The organism is Gilliamella sp. LMG 34359 (assembly GCF_984569085.1).
This window is the reverse complement of the sequence record NZ_OZ474906.1, coordinates 2,542,605-2,561,345: the sequence shown is the minus strand read 5'-3', so window position 1 is coordinate 2,561,345 and position 18,741 is coordinate 2,542,605. Positions and strand designations below refer to the sequence as shown.

General features: G+C 34.9%; 15 protein-coding genes and 1 pseudogene. 11 read left to right on the top strand and 5 right to left on the bottom strand.

The window, feature by feature from the left end:
* Complete coding sequence (locus AC5LXV_RS11855; protein ID WP_493466544.1) at positions 1 to 1,086, bottom strand: hypothetical protein; 1,086 nt, start codon at positions 1,084 to 1,086, stop codon at positions 1 to 3.
* A 300-nt stretch (positions 1,087 to 1,386) separates the two neighbouring features.
* Entirely contained in the window at positions 1,387 to 1,941 is a 555-nt protein-coding gene (locus tag AC5LXV_RS11850; protein ID WP_110433209.1) for a helix-turn-helix domain-containing protein, read from the bottom strand.
* 515 nt (positions 1,942 to 2,456) lie between these two features.
* Here AC5LXV_RS11850 and AC5LXV_RS11845 point away from each other — a divergent pair.
* From AC5LXV_RS11845 to AC5LXV_RS11815, 7 genes are all read left to right on the top strand, one after another.
* Positions 2,457 to 2,951 (top strand): hypothetical protein, encoded by a 495-nt coding sequence (locus AC5LXV_RS11845; RefSeq protein ID WP_493444925.1) that lies wholly within the window; start codon positions 2,457 to 2,459, stop codon positions 2,949 to 2,951.
* Complete coding sequence (locus AC5LXV_RS11840; RefSeq protein WP_493466543.1) at positions 2,914 to 3,441, top strand: hypothetical protein; 528 nt, start codon at positions 2,914 to 2,916, stop codon at positions 3,439 to 3,441. The genes AC5LXV_RS11845 and AC5LXV_RS11840 overlap by 38 nt, the downstream gene beginning before the upstream one ends.
* 36 nt (positions 3,442 to 3,477) lie before the next feature.
* The gene (locus AC5LXV_RS11835; RefSeq protein ID WP_493466542.1) at positions 3,478 to 4,002 is read left to right on the top strand and encodes a hypothetical protein; all 525 of its coding nucleotides are present in this window, start codon (positions 3,478 to 3,480) and stop codon (positions 4,000 to 4,002) included.
* Positions 4,003 to 4,865: 863 nt separating this feature from the next.
* Positions 4,866 to 6,317 carry a hypothetical protein gene (locus tag AC5LXV_RS11830; protein ID WP_493466541.1) on the top strand — a complete coding sequence of 484 codons (1,452 nt, stop codon included), beginning with the start codon at positions 4,866 to 4,868 and terminating at the stop codon, positions 6,315 to 6,317.
* Between the two features lie 678 nt (positions 6,318 to 6,995).
* Positions 6,996 to 7,283, top strand: a complete 288-nt coding sequence (locus AC5LXV_RS11825) for a hypothetical protein (protein WP_493466540.1) — start codon at positions 6,996 to 6,998, stop codon at positions 7,281 to 7,283.
* Positions 7,284 to 7,398: 115 nt separating this feature from the next.
* On the top strand, positions 7,399 to 8,805 hold the full coding sequence (locus tag AC5LXV_RS11820) for a hypothetical protein (protein WP_493466539.1): 1,407 nt from the start codon (positions 7,399 to 7,401) through the stop codon (positions 8,803 to 8,805).
* A gap of 849 nt (positions 8,806 to 9,654) precedes the next feature.
* Positions 9,655 to 11,079: a hypothetical protein gene (locus AC5LXV_RS11815; protein WP_493466538.1), complete on the top strand. Its 1,425-nt coding sequence runs from the start codon at positions 9,655 to 9,657 to the stop codon at positions 11,077 to 11,079.
* Positions 11,080 to 11,591: 512 nt separating this feature from the next.
* Here the strand turns inward: AC5LXV_RS11815 and AC5LXV_RS11810 are convergent.
* Positions 11,592 to 13,727, bottom strand: a complete 2,136-nt coding sequence (locus AC5LXV_RS11810; protein ID WP_493466537.1) for a TonB-dependent receptor plug domain-containing protein — start codon at positions 13,725 to 13,727, stop codon at positions 11,592 to 11,594.
* Between the two features lie 216 nt (positions 13,728 to 13,943).
* Between AC5LXV_RS11810 and alr the strand changes: the two genes are divergently transcribed.
* Both alr and mltG read left to right on the top strand, forming a co-directional pair.
* Positions 13,944 to 15,029 (top strand): alanine racemase, encoded by a 1,086-nt coding sequence (alr, locus tag AC5LXV_RS11805; RefSeq protein WP_493466536.1) that lies wholly within the window; start codon positions 13,944 to 13,946, stop codon positions 15,027 to 15,029.
* 2 nt (positions 15,030 to 15,031) lie between these two features.
* The gene (gene mltG, locus AC5LXV_RS11800; protein WP_493466535.1) at positions 15,032 to 16,051 is read left to right on the top strand and encodes an endolytic transglycosylase MltG; all 1,020 of its coding nucleotides are present in this window, start codon (positions 15,032 to 15,034) and stop codon (positions 16,049 to 16,051) included.
* Between the two features lie 62 nt (positions 16,052 to 16,113).
* Here the strand turns inward: mltG and AC5LXV_RS11795 are convergent, their stop codons facing one another.
* Positions 16,114 to 16,452 (bottom strand): YqcC family protein, encoded by a 339-nt coding sequence (locus AC5LXV_RS11795; protein WP_493451511.1) that lies wholly within the window; start codon positions 16,450 to 16,452, stop codon positions 16,114 to 16,116.
* Positions 16,438 to 16,980 (bottom strand): annotated as a pseudogene (gene ampD / locus AC5LXV_RS11790) (1,6-anhydro-N-acetylmuramyl-L-alanine amidase AmpD); the annotation flags it as partial. The gene AC5LXV_RS11795 and the pseudogene ampD, both read right to left, overlap by 15 nt.
* Positions 16,981 to 17,164: 184 nt before the next feature.
* Here ampD and ppdD point away from each other — a divergent pair.
* Both ppdD and AC5LXV_RS11780 read left to right on the top strand, forming a co-directional pair.
* The gene (gene ppdD / locus AC5LXV_RS11785; protein WP_493466534.1) at positions 17,165 to 17,596 is read left to right on the top strand and encodes a prepilin peptidase-dependent pilin; all 432 of its coding nucleotides are present in this window, start codon (positions 17,165 to 17,167) and stop codon (positions 17,594 to 17,596) included.
* 27 nt (positions 17,597 to 17,623) lie between these two features.
* Positions 17,624 to 18,733 carry an ATPase, T2SS/T4P/T4SS family gene (locus AC5LXV_RS11780; protein WP_493466533.1) on the top strand — a complete coding sequence of 370 codons (1,110 nt, stop codon included), beginning with the start codon at positions 17,624 to 17,626 and terminating at the stop codon, positions 18,731 to 18,733.
* Positions 18,734 to 18,741: the final 8 nt, after the last annotated feature.

Below are 18,741 nucleotides of genomic sequence, written 5' to 3'. Positions count from 1 at the left end.
TTATTTACGATTTTTAATAAAATAGATTCGAATAAATTTAATTATCATAAGTATGACAATTGCTGAACCAACATAACCACTCATGATATATACCGCATTGATGATGACATCAAATGGTAAGGCTAGAGCTCCAAATAAAGAAATGAGAGCAACACCCCAGACAATACATTTATGTTTTTTTGTACCTTCTTCGGAAAATTTGATAGCGATAACATGCAGTAACGGAGTTGATATGGTGTAAATAGCGAAAAAGATTAATGCACCAAATGCAATACCTAAAGGGGCCCAAATTTGTTTAGCTAAAAATAAATTAATGATCTGTTTATTTGCAACTTGATCAATATTAGACGTGATTGCGTAAGAAGCGGTAATATCAAGAAAGGCGTATATGATCAAACCAATACTTTGACCAATTACCAGTGGTTTAATAGCAAATTTTGTTGCTAAATCAGCCGAAAATGCAGCTAAAAAAAGAACCATCAATCCAACTAAAGAAATTCCAGAAAGAAACCAATTATTTGCAACTTTCAAAAGATTAAATTCTCCAGATTCTATACGAGAAACATTTATATCAATATCATTACCATTCATTATTAAAGTTGCTATACTTACAATAATAACAAATGCCGTTAAGAATGGCATGATAATGCCCAATGATTTGAGGATTGATTTTAAACCGATTGAAACTGTTCCGGCAGTAATAATGGCGGTGATAATCGCCCCAATAATAATGGGTAAATCATACTGTTCATGTAAAATTGACCCGCCAGCAGCTATTTCAGCTATAAACATAGTAAAACAGAATAAAAGTGAAAACCATTCAATGGTTTTACCTATAAACGTTCCGCAAAAAAAAGTAAAAACATCAGTACCTTTACTACAACCACCATATTTACCAGCATAAATGAAGCCGAAATTTACTAAAATGATAACGAAACTAAATACCACTCCAACACCAATAGCATTATGTCCAAAAGGGACAAAAAATTGGATAGTTTCTTGACCGCTCATAAAACCACCGCCGATTAAATAACCAAGGCTAGATGCAACAAAAATATATACTTGGCTTAAAAATAGTTTATTCATATATTCACCTCAAAGGTATTTCAGAAAATAATTCACATCCGTGATGATCATAATTATAAAAAAATAGTCTATTTATTTTATAATTATGAAAATAAACTATCATAAATAGATTTTTAAGCCACTTTAATTATCCATAAAAATAAATAAAATTCCATAATTGTGAATTTGATCAAATTTTTGCAATTAAAATTAGCAATTAACGAAAAAGTATTACAGTCGTAGTGGTTTTAGTAGAAAGTGAGAAAAGTTAATAGAACAATAGGAATTTTAGGAGAGATTGGGAGTATTAACTCCGCAATTTTATTTTTTTTTATAAAACCAATAACTAACACATGTTGAGTTACCAACATTTTTAAATGTATGCAAAGTATTTTTCTTGATGTAAATACTATCCCCAGCGTTGATTATAAATTTTTGATTAAGCATTTCAATACATAAACTACCTTGGGTAATTACTGCTATCTCATCATAATCATGCCCCCAAGAAGTTCTTTCGTAACTAAAACCTTGTTCAACGGTTATGCAGATACCTTCTATATCATGCTCACCATTATTTAACATTTCATATTTTACTTTGTCTTTTTCAGTAAAAAAAACCTTTCTTTCATTTGCTCGGGTTACAGGGCTCGATGGTGGTTGATTGATTGTTAATACGTCTGTAATATTAATATTTAAAGCAAAACATACCTTTTGTAACTGAGCGATGGTAGGGCTTATAATATTTCTTTCCAAATTACTCAGATAACCACTTGATAGTCCACTAATTGAAGACAACTGCTGTAAAGTTTTGTTTTGTTTTTTTCTAATTTGTTTTATTTTCAACCCAACATTACAATCTGAATAATCTTCATTCATTCTCTTGATAATCTCCAATGATATTTTTTAGGTTATAAAGATTATAGTGAAAATTAACAGTGTCAAGTTGATGTTGAAAATGTTTTGCTTCTGTTCTTAGAACATGAATACCATCTGTTTTAAATTTCGTTTATTTTAAATTCTGATTTTTAGTTTTCAAGAAAGTTGCAGAATGTACTTTTAGCAGTTAACTGCATGCCTAGAAAATTGACTTTGTATCCCCAATAATAATCACTAATTTTTAACCACTAAAACAAAATTTTCCATCGTAAAAAGACTAAAGTTTATAAGGATATGCAAAATGCTTTTTTACTATTAGAATAAACATTTATTAATCTATTTTTATATCTTCTTTGTTTCTCTTTACGAAAGTTAACAATTAAACGTAAAAAAATATTGCATCGTGTTTTTTCAGTCACTATACTTTTCGCATCGTTTAATGCAAACGATAAACATCTAGATAATCAGTGTAAAATTACAAATAAATCATATGGTTAATTGACAGGGTTGTCGAAATGCATTATAATGTTAAAAAAGAAACATGGAGAAGTTGTAATTTAAATTCCCTAAAGTTAAGCTCGCAACATTTATCGCAATTCTGGCATCGTTTCTTTTTTCCCCTGCAGCTCTTTTTAGAGTTATCATTTGGCTTGTTATTAATAACTTCCTATTCAAGCCTTGCGTTAACGTCTAAAACTTCGAATAAAATTAATGGTAATGTGCCATATTTAACTTTCGACGGTGGACGAACACGTGTGACTAATACCGACGGTTTGCTTGGGATCTCCCTTTCTGATGGTAAACAATTTAGCCCTACAAGCAATAGTTCAAATTTATCCGCTCCTATCGAATTGCCTGAAGTTGGACAGAGTTTTGTCGATATTGGTATGTTTGTTCCAACGAATAAAAGTTCTATTACATTGAGTTCACTCATTGGCCCTCCCCATAATTTTTGGGGGGATGATGATGGTGATGGTCAGGGCGTTAACGGTATCACCAGCTACTGGTAGTTTAAGGTTATCCATTGTTGATAAAAATAATCGAACGGTTGCCCGTGATGAAGTTCTAACTATTTGTAAGGCGCCTTATAAATTAACTTTATCTAATACTGAAGGTCTACTAAGAACCCGATATGGAGTGCCTAATGAAAGTCGATTTAGTGCGAATAATGTCACTTATTATATTAATCCTAAAGCATTGCCAGTAATTTGTTTTGCTAAACCTGACTTAACTTACAGTATAGGTGATTTTGCAGGCCCAGCTGCCATTTGGGATCCAAATAAAGGTTTTCTATCTCAGTCAGTTATGCCGTCGTCTTATAGTTTAAACTTTCCTACTACCGGAGCTAATGATTTGTATTTTGATTTAGATATTGGTGGTAGTAGCGATTTATCTTGGGCGTCAGTTTCTCATGGTGGTATTACAGCTACTATGACCAATTTAACAAATAGCAACGTTCGTGTCACGCTAACAGGTCCAGTTGCAACCAAATCGCAATGAAAATCAGATGATTCAGGTTATATCGATAGGCCATCTTTGCCTCAGGTATTTGAGTTAGTTGGTCGTGATAGTCATGGTAACGACGTCGTTAAGTATGGTTTTGTGTTACAACAATGGCTTGTTAATCGTGGAGACATAAAAACAAATCATGGTAGTACGGCAAAATGGTGTGCAAACATAGGTTATCGCCAACCTAAAGTTAAAGATTTAACAAACGCATTTTGCAGGCCAGACTATCCGCATTGTCGAGGCAGTAAAGGCGCTACTCCAGCATCTGATAACAATTATTTCATACGTAGAATCGGTGGAGTTTTTTTTTCGGAGTGGGGAAACTTGAGTCCGGCCGGAACATTCTATGATAGTCAAAAAATACACTTTTTCGAATACGGTTACTGGAGTAGTGATCTGGGTATTGCAGAAGTGATAAACGGCAATTCAGATCCTGAGAGAACTGGAGAGGATCCTTGGCTTGATGTTTACTCTCGTGATGGTGCCTCTGGTTGGTATTACTCTCGCGCAAACGGTGCTTATGGTTTGTGTATCTGGCCTGGCTCTAACTAAGCCAACCTTTGATAGAATATAAAAACAGTTTTGAGTAATAAGAAAAGTATGATTGATAAAACACTAACCAATTTTGCTTAGAAGATAAGTATAATTGGTTAGTGTGCTGCATAGATATAAATGTTAAATTATATCAAAAATATCCATTTCACCTAACAATAGGCTCCCAAATGCTATTTATGGTAGTACACTGTATCTAATTTACGATGACAGTTATACTCATATCGTTTGACACAAACGGTCTGTTCAGAGAATCAGCACTACCAAAATGCCACCTAATAATCAATTTGATACAAGAGCTATATCACATTAACTGGCTCTGTCGGTCTAAAATATCCATTTTCAATCGTCTATTGAATGAATATTAAAAAGTATATAATTTAATTAATTGAATTAAATTAATAATAGCCTCACTGTTCAATATTTAAAACTATATTCAAACGCTTTTTAGAATAAAAAATATAAAATAATTGAGTAAAGCATAGCACTTGAAAAATGTATAATTTAACTAGATGCTTTACAAAAGCTAACAATTTAAATTATAAAAAGGTTGCGTAGTTCTTTTTCCATCCTTATACTCTTTGCACACTCTTAAGTGAAATAATCAAGTAATATTTATTTAATATAAAAAATCTTCAATTAATCATTAATTTACTTGACAGGAACGTCGAAATGCACTATAATATTCAACAGCACACAGCACACAGCACACATTGCACAACCACTATCCAATTTATGATTTAAATTGGCGTAATTTTAGTAATCATAGTTCTGTATTCCACAGTAGTTTATTTTTATATCAACTTTTAATCTCATCATTAAGATCTTTTTTATCTCGGGAGAGCATTTTAAGTTTGGCGCTTATGTTATTATTTTCATTTAGTAGTCAAGCATTAGTAGCCCATACATTTAATACCATTAATGGTACTGCGCCTTATTTAACATTCGACAATGGTCAAACTAAAGTTACTAGCTTAAATGATGAATTGTTCAAAATTACTTTATCTGACGGAAGAGAGATAACGCCAGTCACGAACCGTTCATCAACCGCACCTATTGTATTACCTAATCTTGGGGAGACTCTCGCAGATGTTAATATGGCGGTACCAATTGGTTCTAGCTCTGTCAAATTAAATTCTCTCATTGGTGCACCCTACAATTATTGGGGAGATGATGACGGAGATGATGACTTCACAATTTCAGGTGATTTAAATTTAGTCATTACTGATAAAAATAATCAGGTTGTGCCACGTAACACTAGATTAGAAATTTGTAACGCACCTTATAAAGTTACATTGAGCAATACAGATGCCATATTAAAAACTAGGTATGGTATTCCCAATGAAGCTAATATTAGTACTCGGAGTGTGACTTATTATATCAATCCGAAAGTAAGTCCAAAAGTCTGTTTTGCTAAACCAAATACAGAAGATATATATGCTACTGATCATAATTTTGACGGTCCCGCTAACATGTGGAATCGTCAAAGAGGTTACATCCCACAAGCTACTTATGATTCAAGCTTCCCGACTACTGGAGCTAATGAGATGCATTTCTTTTTAGATTTAGGTGGTGTTGTTCAACCATTGATATGGAATAATGAAAACGAAACATCAGGAGTAAAAGTTGGAGAAGCCAAAGTCGTTCGTGGGGGAGTTACTGTTGAAGGTGAACATGATAAAAATGATGTTACAATGCTTCGCGTTACACTAAAAGGTCCATCTGCTACCCCAGAACAATGGAAGGCTAATGATAAGCCTAAGCCTGGTAGCGTAGATAAACCTAATTTACCACAGACATTTGAATTAGTCGGTAGATACGATGAAAACGGCCCTGTAATTGTTAAATATGGTTTTGTGTTACAACAATGGCTTGTTAATCGTGGAGACATAAAAACAAATCATGGTAGTACGGCAAAATGGTGTGAAAACATAGGTTATCGCCAACCTAAAGTTAAAGATTTAACAAACGCATTTTGCAGGCCAGACTATCCGCATTGTCGAGGCAGTAAAGGCGCTACTCCAGCATCTGATAACAATTATTTCATACGTAGAATCGGTGGAGGTTTTTTTTCGGAGTGGGGAAACTTAAGTCCGGCCGGAACATTCTATGATAGTCAAAAAATACACTTTTTCGAATACGGTTACTGGAGTAGTGATCTGGGTATTGCAGAAGTGATAAACGGCAATTCAGATCCTGAGAGAACTGGCGAGGATCCTTGGCTTGATGTTTACTCTCGTGATGGTGCCTCCGGTTGGTATTACTCTCGCGCAAACGGTGCTTATGGTTTGTGTATCTGGCCTGGCTCTAACTAAGCCAACCTCTGATAGAATATAAAAACAGTTTTGAGTAATAAGAAAAGTATGATTGATAAAACACTAACCAATTTTGCTTAGAAGATAAGTATAATTGGTTAGTGTGCTGCATAGATATAAACGTTAAATTATATCAAAAATATCCATTTCACCTAACAATAGGCTCCCAAATGCTATTTATGGTAGTACACTGTATCTAATTTACGACGACAGTTATGCTTATATCGTTTGACACAAACGGTCTGTTCAGAGAATCAAACACTACCAAAATGCCACCTAATAATCAATTTGATACAAGAGCTATATCACATTAACTGGCTCTGTTGGTCTAAAATATCCATTTTCAATCGTCTATTGAATGAATATTAAAAAGTATATAATTTAATTAATTAATTAAATTAATAATAGCCTCACTGTTCAATATTTAAAACTATATTCAAACGCTTTTTAGAATAAAAAATATAAAATAATTGAGTAAAGCATAGCACTTGAAAAATGTATAATTTAACTAGACTTTTTTACAAAAGTTAACAATTTAAATTGCATATAGGAGTTGCGAGGTTCTTTTTTTATCTTTATACTTTGCTCGTATTATTAAGTGAGATAATCGAATAGTATTTATTCGATATGTAAAGAAAATTTCAATTAATCATTAGATTACTTGACAGGATTAGCGAAATGAATTATAATTTACAACTGCCAACTGCCAACTGCCAACTGCCAACTGCCAACTGCCAACTGCCAACTGCCAACTGCCAACTGCCAACTGCCAACTGCCAACTGCCAACTGCCAACTGCCAACTGCCAACTGCCAACTGCCAACTGCCAACTGCCAACTGCCAACTGCCAACTGCCAACTGCCAACTGCCAACTGCCAACTGCCAACTGCCAACTGCCAACTGCCAACTGCCAACTGCCAACTGCCAACTGCCAACTGCCAACTTGCACGACTTACGATCTAAATAGGCCTAATTTTAGTAATCAAAGTACGGTATTCCATAATAGCTTATTTTTCTATCAATTCGTAAGATTATTATCACGATCTTTTTTATATTTGCAGTTCATTTTAAGTTTGGCGTTTATGTTGTCATTTTCATTCAGTAGCCAAGCATTAATATCTCAAACGTTTAATACCATTAATGGTACTGCGCCTTATTTAACATTCGACAATGGTCAAACTAAGGTTACTAGCTTAAATGATGAATTTTTCAAAATTACTTTATCTAACGGAAGAGAGATAACTCCAGTCACAAACAGTTCATCAACTATACCCATTGTATTGCCTAATTTGGGGGAGACTCTCGCAGATATTAATATGGTAGTACCAATTGGTACTAACTCTGTCAAATTAAGTTCTCTCATTGGCGCACCCTACAATTATTGGAAGGATGATGACGGAGATGATGATTTCTCAATTTCAGGTGATTTAAATTTAATCATTACTGATAAAAATAATCAGGTTGTGCCACGTAATACTAGATTAGAAATTTGTAACGCACCTTATAAAGTTACATTGAGTAATACAAATGCTTTGTTAAAAACTAGGTATGGTGTTCCCAATGGAACTAATATTAGCACAAGGAGTGTGACTTATTATATCAGTCCAAAAGCCAGTCCATCGATCTGTTTTGTTAGACCAAATTTAGTTAATAACCCTCGGGTTTCGAATGTTCATAATTTTAACGGTCCCGCTGACATGTGGAATCCTGATAAAGGTTACATCCCACAAGCTACTTATAGATTAAACTTCCCGACTACTGGTGCTAATGAGCTGCATTTTTATTTAGATATAGGTGGTGTTCAACAATTGAAATGGCAAGAAGTTAAACGGGAGGGTATTACTGTTAAAGCTGGATACGATGTTGATAGTAATGGTGAAATAGTTAATGCTACAATGGTTCGAGTTACACTAAAAGGTCCAGCTGCTACCAAACCACAATGGGAGGCCGATGAGCCTAGTAGTGAAATAGACAAACCTAATTTACCACAGACATTTGAATTAGTCGGTAGATACGATGATAGCGGTCCTGCAATTGTCAAATATGGTTTTGTATTAAAAAAATGGTTTGTTAATCGTAACAGAATATACGCAAATAATGAGAAGATGGCAAATTGGTGTAGAAAAATAGGTTATCGTCTTCCTCAAGTTAAGGATTTAACAAACTCAGTTTGCAGTGGAGCTGGAGCTCTTGGGTTCTGTGAAGGCGTTAAAGGCGCTACCCCTTCATCAACCAGTAATTTTTTTCAACGTATAATCGGTGCAGGCTTTTTTTCGGAGTGGGGAAACTTGAGTTACAACCAATTCTACGGAACAGAAGCTAACTTTTACGAATACGGCTATTGGACTAGAGATATAGGTGATGAACCCAACCCTGATCCTAATAAACCAGCAGCATTCTTTGATGTTTACACACTTGATGGCACCGTTGGTTGGGATTACCCTCGAGAAAACGATGCGCTAGGCGTGTGTGTCTATCCTTATAACTAAATCAACTTGGTAAAATATAAAAAACAGTTTTTGAGTAATAAGAGAAAAGATAATTGATAAAAACCAACCGATTTTGCATTAGTAGATATATATAATCGGTTGGAGCGTTTCAGTGATATAAAGGTTACATTATATTAAAAATATCCATTTCACCTAACAATGGTTATCCAAATACTATTGTTAGATGCATTGTATTTAACTTATGATAGTTGTTACACACCTATTATTGACAAAACAGTCTGTTTGGAAAATCAAACACTACCAAATTGCCACCTAATAATCAATTTGATACAAGAGCTATATCACATTAACTGGCTCTGTCGGTCCAAAATATCCATTTTCAATCATCTTTTGAATGAAATTAAAAAGTATATAATTTGATTAATTGAATTAATAATAACCTCACTGTTCAATATTTAAAACTATATTCAAACGCTTTTTAGAATAAAAAATATAAAATAATTGAGTAAAGCATAGCACTTGAAAAATGTATAATTTAACTAGACTTTTTTACAAAAGTTAACAATTTAAATTGCATATAGGAGTTGCGAGGTTCTTCTTTTATCTTTATACTTTGCTCGTATTATTAAGTGAGATAATCGAATAGTATTTATTCGATATGTAAAGAAAATTTCAATTAATCATTAGATTACTTGACAGGATTAGCGAAATGAATTATAATCTCCAACTGCCAACTGCCAACTGCCAACTTGCACGACTTACGATCTAAATAGGCCTAATTTTAGTAATCAAAGTACGGTATTCCATAATAGCTTATTTTTCTATCAATTCGTAAGATTATTATCACGATCTTTTTTATATTTGCAGTTCATTTTAAGTTTGGCGTTTATGTTGTCATTTTCATTCAGTAGCCAAGCATTAATATCTCAAACGTTTAATACCATTAATGGTAATGCGCCTTATTTAACATTCGACAATGGTCAAACTAAAGTTACTAGCTTAAATGATGAATTTTTCAAAATTTCTTTATCTGACGGAAGAGAGATAACGCCAGTCACGAACCGTTCATCAACCGCACCTATTGTATTACCTAATCTTGGGGAGACTCTCGCAGATGTTAATATGGCGGTACCAATTGGTTCTAACTCAGTTAAATTAAGTTCTCTCATTGGTGCACCCTACAATTATTGGGGGGATGATGACGGAGATGATGACTTCACAATTTCAGGTGACTTAAATTTAATCATTACTGACAAAAATAATCAGAATGTGGCACGTAATGCTAGATTAGATATTTGTAACGCACCTTATAAAGTTACATTAAGTAATACAGATGCCATACTAAAAACCAGGTATGGTGTTCCTGATGGAACTAATATTAACACACGGAGTGTGACTTATTATATCAATCCAAAAGCAAGTCCATCACTCTGTTTTGTTAGACCAAATTTAGTTAATAACCCTCAAGTTTCGGATGTTCATAATTTTAACGGTCCCGCTAACATGTGGAATCCTGATAAAGGTTACATCCCACAAGCTACTTATGATTTAAACTTTCCGACTACTGGTGCTCATGCGTTGCATTTTTATTTAGATATAGGTGGTGTTCAACAATTGAAATGGCAAGAAGTTAAACGGGGGGGTATTACTGTTAAAGCTGGATACGATGTTGATAGTCATGGTGAAATAGTTAATGCTACAATGGTTCGAGTTACACTAGACGGTCCATTTGCTAAGCAAACAGAATGGGAGGCCGATGAGCCTAGCGTCGAAGGTGGTAAACCTAATTTACCACAGACATTTGAATTAGTCGGTAGATACGATGATAACGGTCCTGCAATTGTCAAATATGGTTTCGTATTGAAGCAGTGGTTTGTTAATCGTGGAAAAAAAGAATATAGATATAATAATACAAAAAATTGGTGTGAAAAAATACATTATGGAATTCCTAGAGTTAGTGATTTAACAAATGGAGCTTGCTCGGGTGCCGGATATCTTGGAGCTTGTAAGGGCGCTATTGGTGCTGATCCAAACGCAACTGATAATTATTTCACACGTGTAATCGGTAAGGGCTTTTTTTCAGAATGGGGAAACATGGACGACGAAAAGTTCTACAAAAATGCTAACTTTGGCTCTCACGGTTATTGGACTAAAGATATAGGTAGCGAAGAAGATAACGAAACTTTTCAAATTGACACTAATGATGATAACCCCCGTCAATTAGATGTCTATTCGGTTGATGGTCAAATCAGTTGGAATTACGCTGGAGAATATGGCGCCTATAGTTTGTGTGTCTGGCCTGAGTCTAACTAGACCAACCTCTGATAGAATATAAAAATAGTTTTGGGTAATAAGAAAAATATGATTGACAAAACACTAACGGAATAGATAAAAACGTTACATTATATTAAATATATTCATTTCACCTAACAATAGTTATCCAAATACTATTGTTAGGTGCATTGTATTTAACTTATGATAGCTGTCACACTCTTATTCTTGACAAAACAGTCTGTTTGGAATATCAAACGAAACTAGGTTTCCAACCATTGATTAATAATTCGAGTGGATCACATGTTATCGAATTATCATGTGAGGTCAAAGGATTAACAATCTCGGTTTCTTGGTAACAACTGATTCAAGCGAAAAAAACACTAATTTCAACCTTAAAACAATATTTTATCGTCAAAAAATGAGTGAACTATTCGCGCCAATTGGGGCGAGTTTATTTTTTCTGGATTGAAGTTTTTTATAGTAAAAAAACTGTGAACCAGGGTTTTTGATACCCCCAGTTCACTCTCTTATATAATCGAGTATAGCAATTACTAGAATTTCATGCTGGCGCTGACGATTGCGTGAAACTTGGCCGCAGGAATGGATTCGTAAGCTGTGGTATAGTTTTTGTTTAAGATATTATTGAGATCTACTCCAATATGGTACTGGCGATCAGCTCCAAACGACGTAGTAGTTGATAAGTTCAATGTGGACCAGCCACTGTAGTGGTAAACGCCTGAATCACTGCGTTGTGTGGCTTTGGTAGCAAATCGCATAAATAGGTCGGAATCAATATCAAATTTTTCAAAATAAGCAGTGTGTTTTATCCCCGCGTTGCCTGTAAAGCGGGGATTGCCGGTGTCACGTGTTCTATAGGTTTCGGTTTTGATTTTACGGCTTAGGTAATTCCCTTTGAGATAAGGGTTTACCGGTAGGTCGAGATATTCAAGACTTAATTCTAAACCATGGGTTTTGGCTTTATTGGCATTACCGTAGTAAGTAACGTTACGCCCGGATGCACCATCGCAAATTGCTGAGCCATTACAGTTCATTTGCGTGATATAATCTTTTGCATCTGAATAATAGATAGCACCATCAACTAACCATTTGTTGTTATTATAACGCAAACCAATTTCGTAATTATTGGATTTTTCGGCTTTTAGATTAGAGTTTCCATAGATGGTTTGTGAAGCTGCTGAGGTGACTGCATAAAGATGAGCAAGAGTTGGATAAACATATCCTTGGGCAAAAGAGGCTCTTAATTGAGTGTTTTCAATGCCTGAGTAAGTTAATCCTGACGATACTACAAAGTTATTGTCATGATCTTTCTTTTTACCATCAATTTTATGGTTAGAGGTCGCTGAACCCATAGCCGGGATTTTGTTGATAGTAGTATGGCCATTTTTTAATTTTGATTCGACCCAATATTGCCGAGCACCTAAATTCCAAGAAATATCATCGGTGATATTCCAGTCATTTTGACCAAATAGTGCGATACTGGATTGTTGCCATTTATTGGTTAAGTATTTGTGTTGAGTATAGCTTGCTCTTGGTGAAGGCATTTTTGTTATAACAACATTGTGTGAGTCTTGGTCGACATTATCTTGTTGATATTGTATACCGGTAATGAGCTTCATATCTCTACGTGGTTCAATATCGGATTGGAATGTCATACCATAGGTTTTTTGTTCATCATTGGTAGCTGTGTTGGTGGTTACTTTCATAACTGAAGCCGGTGATACTACAACATGGTTTCTAAATTGACGATTTAGTTTTTGGGCGTAAGCATCATAATGCAGTTTTTTTAACAAGTTGCCATCGACATCATAATCATAAAAAAATCCGATTTTTTCACGTTTTAGTTCAGGTAGTTTCACCCAAAACTCTTTCACTTCTGGGGAGTTGTCGTCTTTGTCAGTATAGGTTTTAGTGTTAAGTTTGTAGCGATCGAGTGATAGCCCAAATTTGTGTTTATCAAGATTGAGTCCAAACCATGAACTTAAGCTATTATTATCAAAATCGGTATCATGTAGTTTGCCTTGATAAGCTTTGCGATCATCGTTTTCCGAATAGGTCCCACTAATACGGTAATCAAATATTCCATCGATAGTGCCGTTAACTGTACCCATTTCAGTAAAGCCATCGGTTGATTGGTTATAGACTAGTTTTGCATCACCATTAAGGGGTTTTCCATCTTTACTACCTTTACGTGTAATAAAATTAACCACACCGCCAATAGCCTGTGAACCAAATAATACAGAGTGAGGCCCTTTAATGACCTCTATACGTTCAACGGACTCCATGTCAATTAATACTCCAGCGCTCGAACCATGTCCTGAACGATGATAAGTAACTTCTTGTCCGTCAATCAACATCAATATACGTGAAGGGGCTTCACCACGAATCATAATCTGTTTACGTCCAGCTAATGCGTTATCGGTAATTTCAACCCCAGGAATATCACGTAGTACTTCAACCACCGAGTCACCATTAAGTTTTTCAATTTCATCGCGATTGACCGCATTAACGGATACTGAACTATCCCATACGCTTTTTCCGTTACGATCAGCTGTAACGATAATGGTATCTTGTGGATTGCTTTTTCGTTCTTCAGCCAAAAGATCTGCAGAAAAGCAGAGAGTTAATATTGCTATATAATAGTTTGGTTTGAGGGGATTTTTTGCCATAATGATTCTCTTTTGTATCTTATCTTGGACAACTTTTTATTACCTAAGTAAATTTAATGTTAATGATAATCATTATTATTATTTATGTAAATAATTAAATTAATTAGAATTATGGTAATTTTGTTTTAAGGACAGATCTTTGGTGAAAAGAAAAATTTGTCATTATTGATAACAAATTTTACAATAAACCTCTAATATATAAATTAGGTTTGTAAAATGTCTATTGCTGTAGTAGAAGTTAATCGTAAATCAATTTTAGCTAATATCGAGTTTTTTAGAGAAAAATCACCAGATGTTACTTTAATGGCAGTTGTTAAAGCTAATGCATACGGTCATGGTATGGAAGGTGTTGCTCAATTACTGGATGATAAAGTTGATTATTTTGGTGTTGCCCGTGTTTCTGAAGCAGTTACATTGCGTCAAGTTGGTATTCGCAGTCCAATCGTTCTTTTGGAAGGCTTTTTTCCTCATGATGATATTAATGATTTACTCGATTTCAATTTGCAACCGGTTATTCATTCGAGTTGGCAAATTGATGTTTTAAACACTATCCCCTTTCCTAATGAGATTGCAGCTTGGTTTAAAATTGATACCGGTATGCACCGTTTAGGTTTTCATTTTGATGAAGCTATATCCGAATTTAATCGGTTAGCTAGCTGCAAAGCAATCCGTCAACCAATAAATATTATCAGCCATTTTAGTAGCGCTGATGAGTTAAGTTCATCTCAAACCGATAAACAAATAGCTCAATTTGATAAGTTTATCAATTCAATCGATAGTAATTTAATCGGTGGTCAGCAATCAATAGCGGCATCTGGTGGTATTCTTGCTTGGCCTGATTCTCACCGTAATATGGTTCGAATTGGTATTGCGTTATATGGGGTTTCGCCATTTAATGATGAAGTTGCTGATTTACAACCGGCAATGACGCTTAAGTCTGAATTAATTTCAGTCCGTAAGCATAAAAAAGGCGAAACCGTTGGCTATGGTCAAACCTGGATTAGTCACCATGATACTATGTTAGGGATTGTCGCGATAGGATATGGTGATGGTTATCCACGCAGTATACCTGAAAATACTCCTGTCAGTATTAATGGTCGCCTTGTGCCGATTGTCGGTCGAGTTTCGATGGATATGATTGTGGTCGATTTAGGCCATGATTGCCATGACAAACCCGGAGATGAAGTCATTTTATGGGGCAAAGAATTGCCTGTTGAACAGATCGCCAAGCACACTGGAATTAGTGCTTATGAGTTATTAACGCGCTTAACTTCACGCGCAAAAATTCGTTATAAAGATTAGTTATGATAAAAAAATTATTTTTGTATACGTTACTGCCCTTAGTTTTAGTTTTCTGTGTTTCGTTTTGTATTGGTTATTATTATTTGCAACAATTTTCGAAGCAACATATGAATGTTACAGCTGATAATCAGATGTTTGTGTTGGCAAAGGGGACTTCTTTACATCAATTAGTTGAACAGGTTAAGGAAAAAGATTTAATGCAACAAGCTTATTTGTTGCCATATTTGTATAAGTTAGATCCTTCTTTAGGTTCGATTAAAGCTGGAACTTATCAATTACATCCTTATATGACTGTTGAGGAATTTTTAAAGTTATTAGTATCCGGTAAAGATAGCAAATTTTTTGTACAATTCGTTGAAGGTAAACGAGCTAAAGATTGGTTTAAAGTACTTAGTAATACTCCTTATATTCAGCAAACACTGACAGATAAGTCACATGATGAAATAGCTAAATTGTTAGGAATTGAAGGTGAGCTTGAAGGTTGGTTTTCACCTGATACTTATCAATATACAGCAGATAGTTCCGATTTCAATATTTTGAAACGTGCTCATTTGACCATGAAGGCTAATTTACAAAAAGTCTGGGATAATCGAGCTAGTGATCTGCCTTATAAATCTCCTTATGAATTATTAATTATTGCTTCCATTATTGAAAAAGAGACCTCGGTCAGTTCAGAACGTGCTAATGTGGCCTCAGTTTTTGTCAATCGTTTAAAATCAAATATGAAATTGCAAACTGATCCAACTATTATTTATGGTTTAGGTGATAATTATACCGGTAAGATTAGACGTGTTGATTTGACTGATAAGAATAACCCTTATAATACTTATGTTATTGAAGGATTGCCGCCAACACCAATTTCTATGCCAAGTTTAGCTTCTCTTGAAGCTGCTGCTCATCCTGCTGATACTAATTATCTGTTTTTTGTTGCCAATGGTTCAGGTGGGCATACATTTAGTAGCACCTATCAAGGGCATCAGCAAGCAGTAAGGGAATACCGTCGATTGACTAGAGGTAATTAACCTTGCTATCTGATAGCCACATGTTTGATGTGGCTATTTTTTCAAAAAATAATTTTATTCAACTATTGGCAACTAGTTGCTAATTCGTCTAGCTGTTTAATCAATATTAATAATTTATTTACCTCAATTTCTTGAACTTCTTTAAATGCTTCTTCAAAATAAGGATGCAGGGCGAATTTTGGTATTTCACTTTTAGCATCGATTAATGCTTGCATGCGTGGAATAAAGATCCATTGTAACCATTCATGAGGTTGCATAGTATCGAGCGCAAATGGTTGCTCACTTAAAAAAGCTTCCGGAGCTGGTGGTGATGGTTGCCATAAGTTAAGATGTTGTAGTTCGTACTTAATTGAATTAAGTTGGTTGATTATGGCATTAATTTGCGATTGCTGGTTAACCAATGTTTGATAATAGTGCCAATTAAAATAGGGACCAGGATCGGTTTTACGACCTGGGGCAATATCACTATGTCCGGTGATATTTTTGATTGGATAGTTTTGTTTTAATAGGGTCGTTACGTTAGCGAGTTGTTGGTATTGCACCTGAGTAAAGTCATCACTATCACAACCTTCCATTTCAATGCCAATTGAAAAGTCGTTGCAATTTTCTTTACCTTCAAATACTGATTTACCAGCATGCCAAGCGCGTTTGTCAAACGGTACAAATTGAATAATTTCACCATCGCGTCTTATAAATAGATGGCTTGAGACTTGTAGTCGGTAAATTTCTGCAAAATAGGGATGCTCATTTGGATCTAGCTTGCCAGTGAAGAGTTGTTCAACATAAGGCCCACCATATTGTTTAGGTGGTAGACTAATGTTATGAATAACCAATAATGAAATGGGTTGGTCAATTGGCCGATCATTATAATAGGGCGATTTGACTTGTTTAATATTTTTAATTCGACCATCAACAATTTTTGCGGACATAATTACTCCAAGCGTATAGATTTGCTGTTATTGCGATTTAATTCACAACTTTACTTAATAGCATATTGAATGTGATATTCAATTTGTGTTTTTGTTTCCACTTTTTTATCTGATTATTATTTCATTTTTTCAATTTGGTATAAAGTCACACCATTCATCATTTAATTAATCTTTCGAGGTTTTTATGCGCAGGCAGTATGGATTTACACTCTTTGAGTTAATGATCGCCATTGTGGTAATCGCCATTTTAACGGCTATCGGTTTGCCAGCCTACCAAAGTTATGTCAAAAAGGCGGCTTTAACTGATATGCTTCAATCGATGACAGCGTATAAAACCGCAATTGAGATATGTGTTATTGAACAAGGTTCGTTAAATGAATGTAATAGTGGGGCCAATGGTGTGCCGACCACGAGAACGACCAACTATGTTGCTTCAATTTCTGTCAATAAAGGTGTTATTACAATAGTTGGTAAAAGCGCATTATCAAGTTTAACTACTACTTTAACTCCAAAGTTAAATACGTCGTTAGGTAATGTGGATTGGTCGCGAACCTGTGTATCTAATCCAGTTGATGCCAATTTAAATAAAGCTTGTGAAGATGTGTTTAAATTTTAATTTTTGTTAAGTTAGGTAATAAACGCGATGATTATTCAAGAAGATAAAGTGGTCGAAAGCGTCGATAAATTATTATTGTCTGCATTGGAAAAGCGGGCCTCTGATATCCATTTCGAACCTTATCAACACAATTATCGAATCCGCATGCGAATTGATGGTGTATTACAAAATATGCAAATGCCACCGCTAAGTCTTGCCAAACAGATTTCTGCTAGATTAAAAGTTATGGCTAATCTAAATATTGCTGAATATCGTTTGCCGCAAGATGGCCAATTGGTAATTAATAACTATGCAATGCGAATCGCCACATTACCGGTGATTAACGGTGAAAAAATAGTATTGCGAGTTATGGATAACCATGAATCCGAATTAACTATTGATGATTTAGGATTAAATGAGCAAGATCTCATCACCTTTAAACAGATATTGGATTATCCACAAGGATTAATTTTGGTTACTGGACCAACTGGTAGTGGCAAAACCATGACGTTGTATAGTGCTTTAAAACGTTTAAATAAAACGGAATGTAATATTTGTAGTGTTGAAGATCCGATCGAAATTCCTTTAGAGGGTATCAATCAAACGGCTATTAATCTGAAAGCAGGTTTGAGTTTTTCAGTAATATTGCGTGCTCTGTTGCGCCAAGATCCTGATGTGATGATGATCGGCGAAATTCGTGATCATGAAACCGCAGAAATCGCCATTCAAGCGGCGCAAACAGGGCATTTGGTATTATCAACTTTACATACTAACTCCAGTGTTGAAGCGATTGTTCGACTAAATCAAATGGGGATTAAAAATTATCTTTTATCCTCCAGTTTAAAACTGGTTATTGCTCAGCGCTTAGTACGTAAACTTTGCCAATATTGTAAGGTGGTAGCGAGTGAACTTACCTTAATTGATAATCAACCTTCGCCACACTTTATTGCCATGGGGTGTGAAAAGTGTGTCGGAGGCTATTTAGGACGAATGGGCTTATATGAACTGTTAATAATAACACCCGAAGTGCAACAACAGATTTTAAACAATCAACCAATCTCATCGAAAAATAGAGTCAATTTAATGCAAGCGGGCTATCAATTAGTACAACAAGGTATCACTACGCTTGCAGAGTTAAATCGGGTTTTAGGTAAGTAAGGAGATGG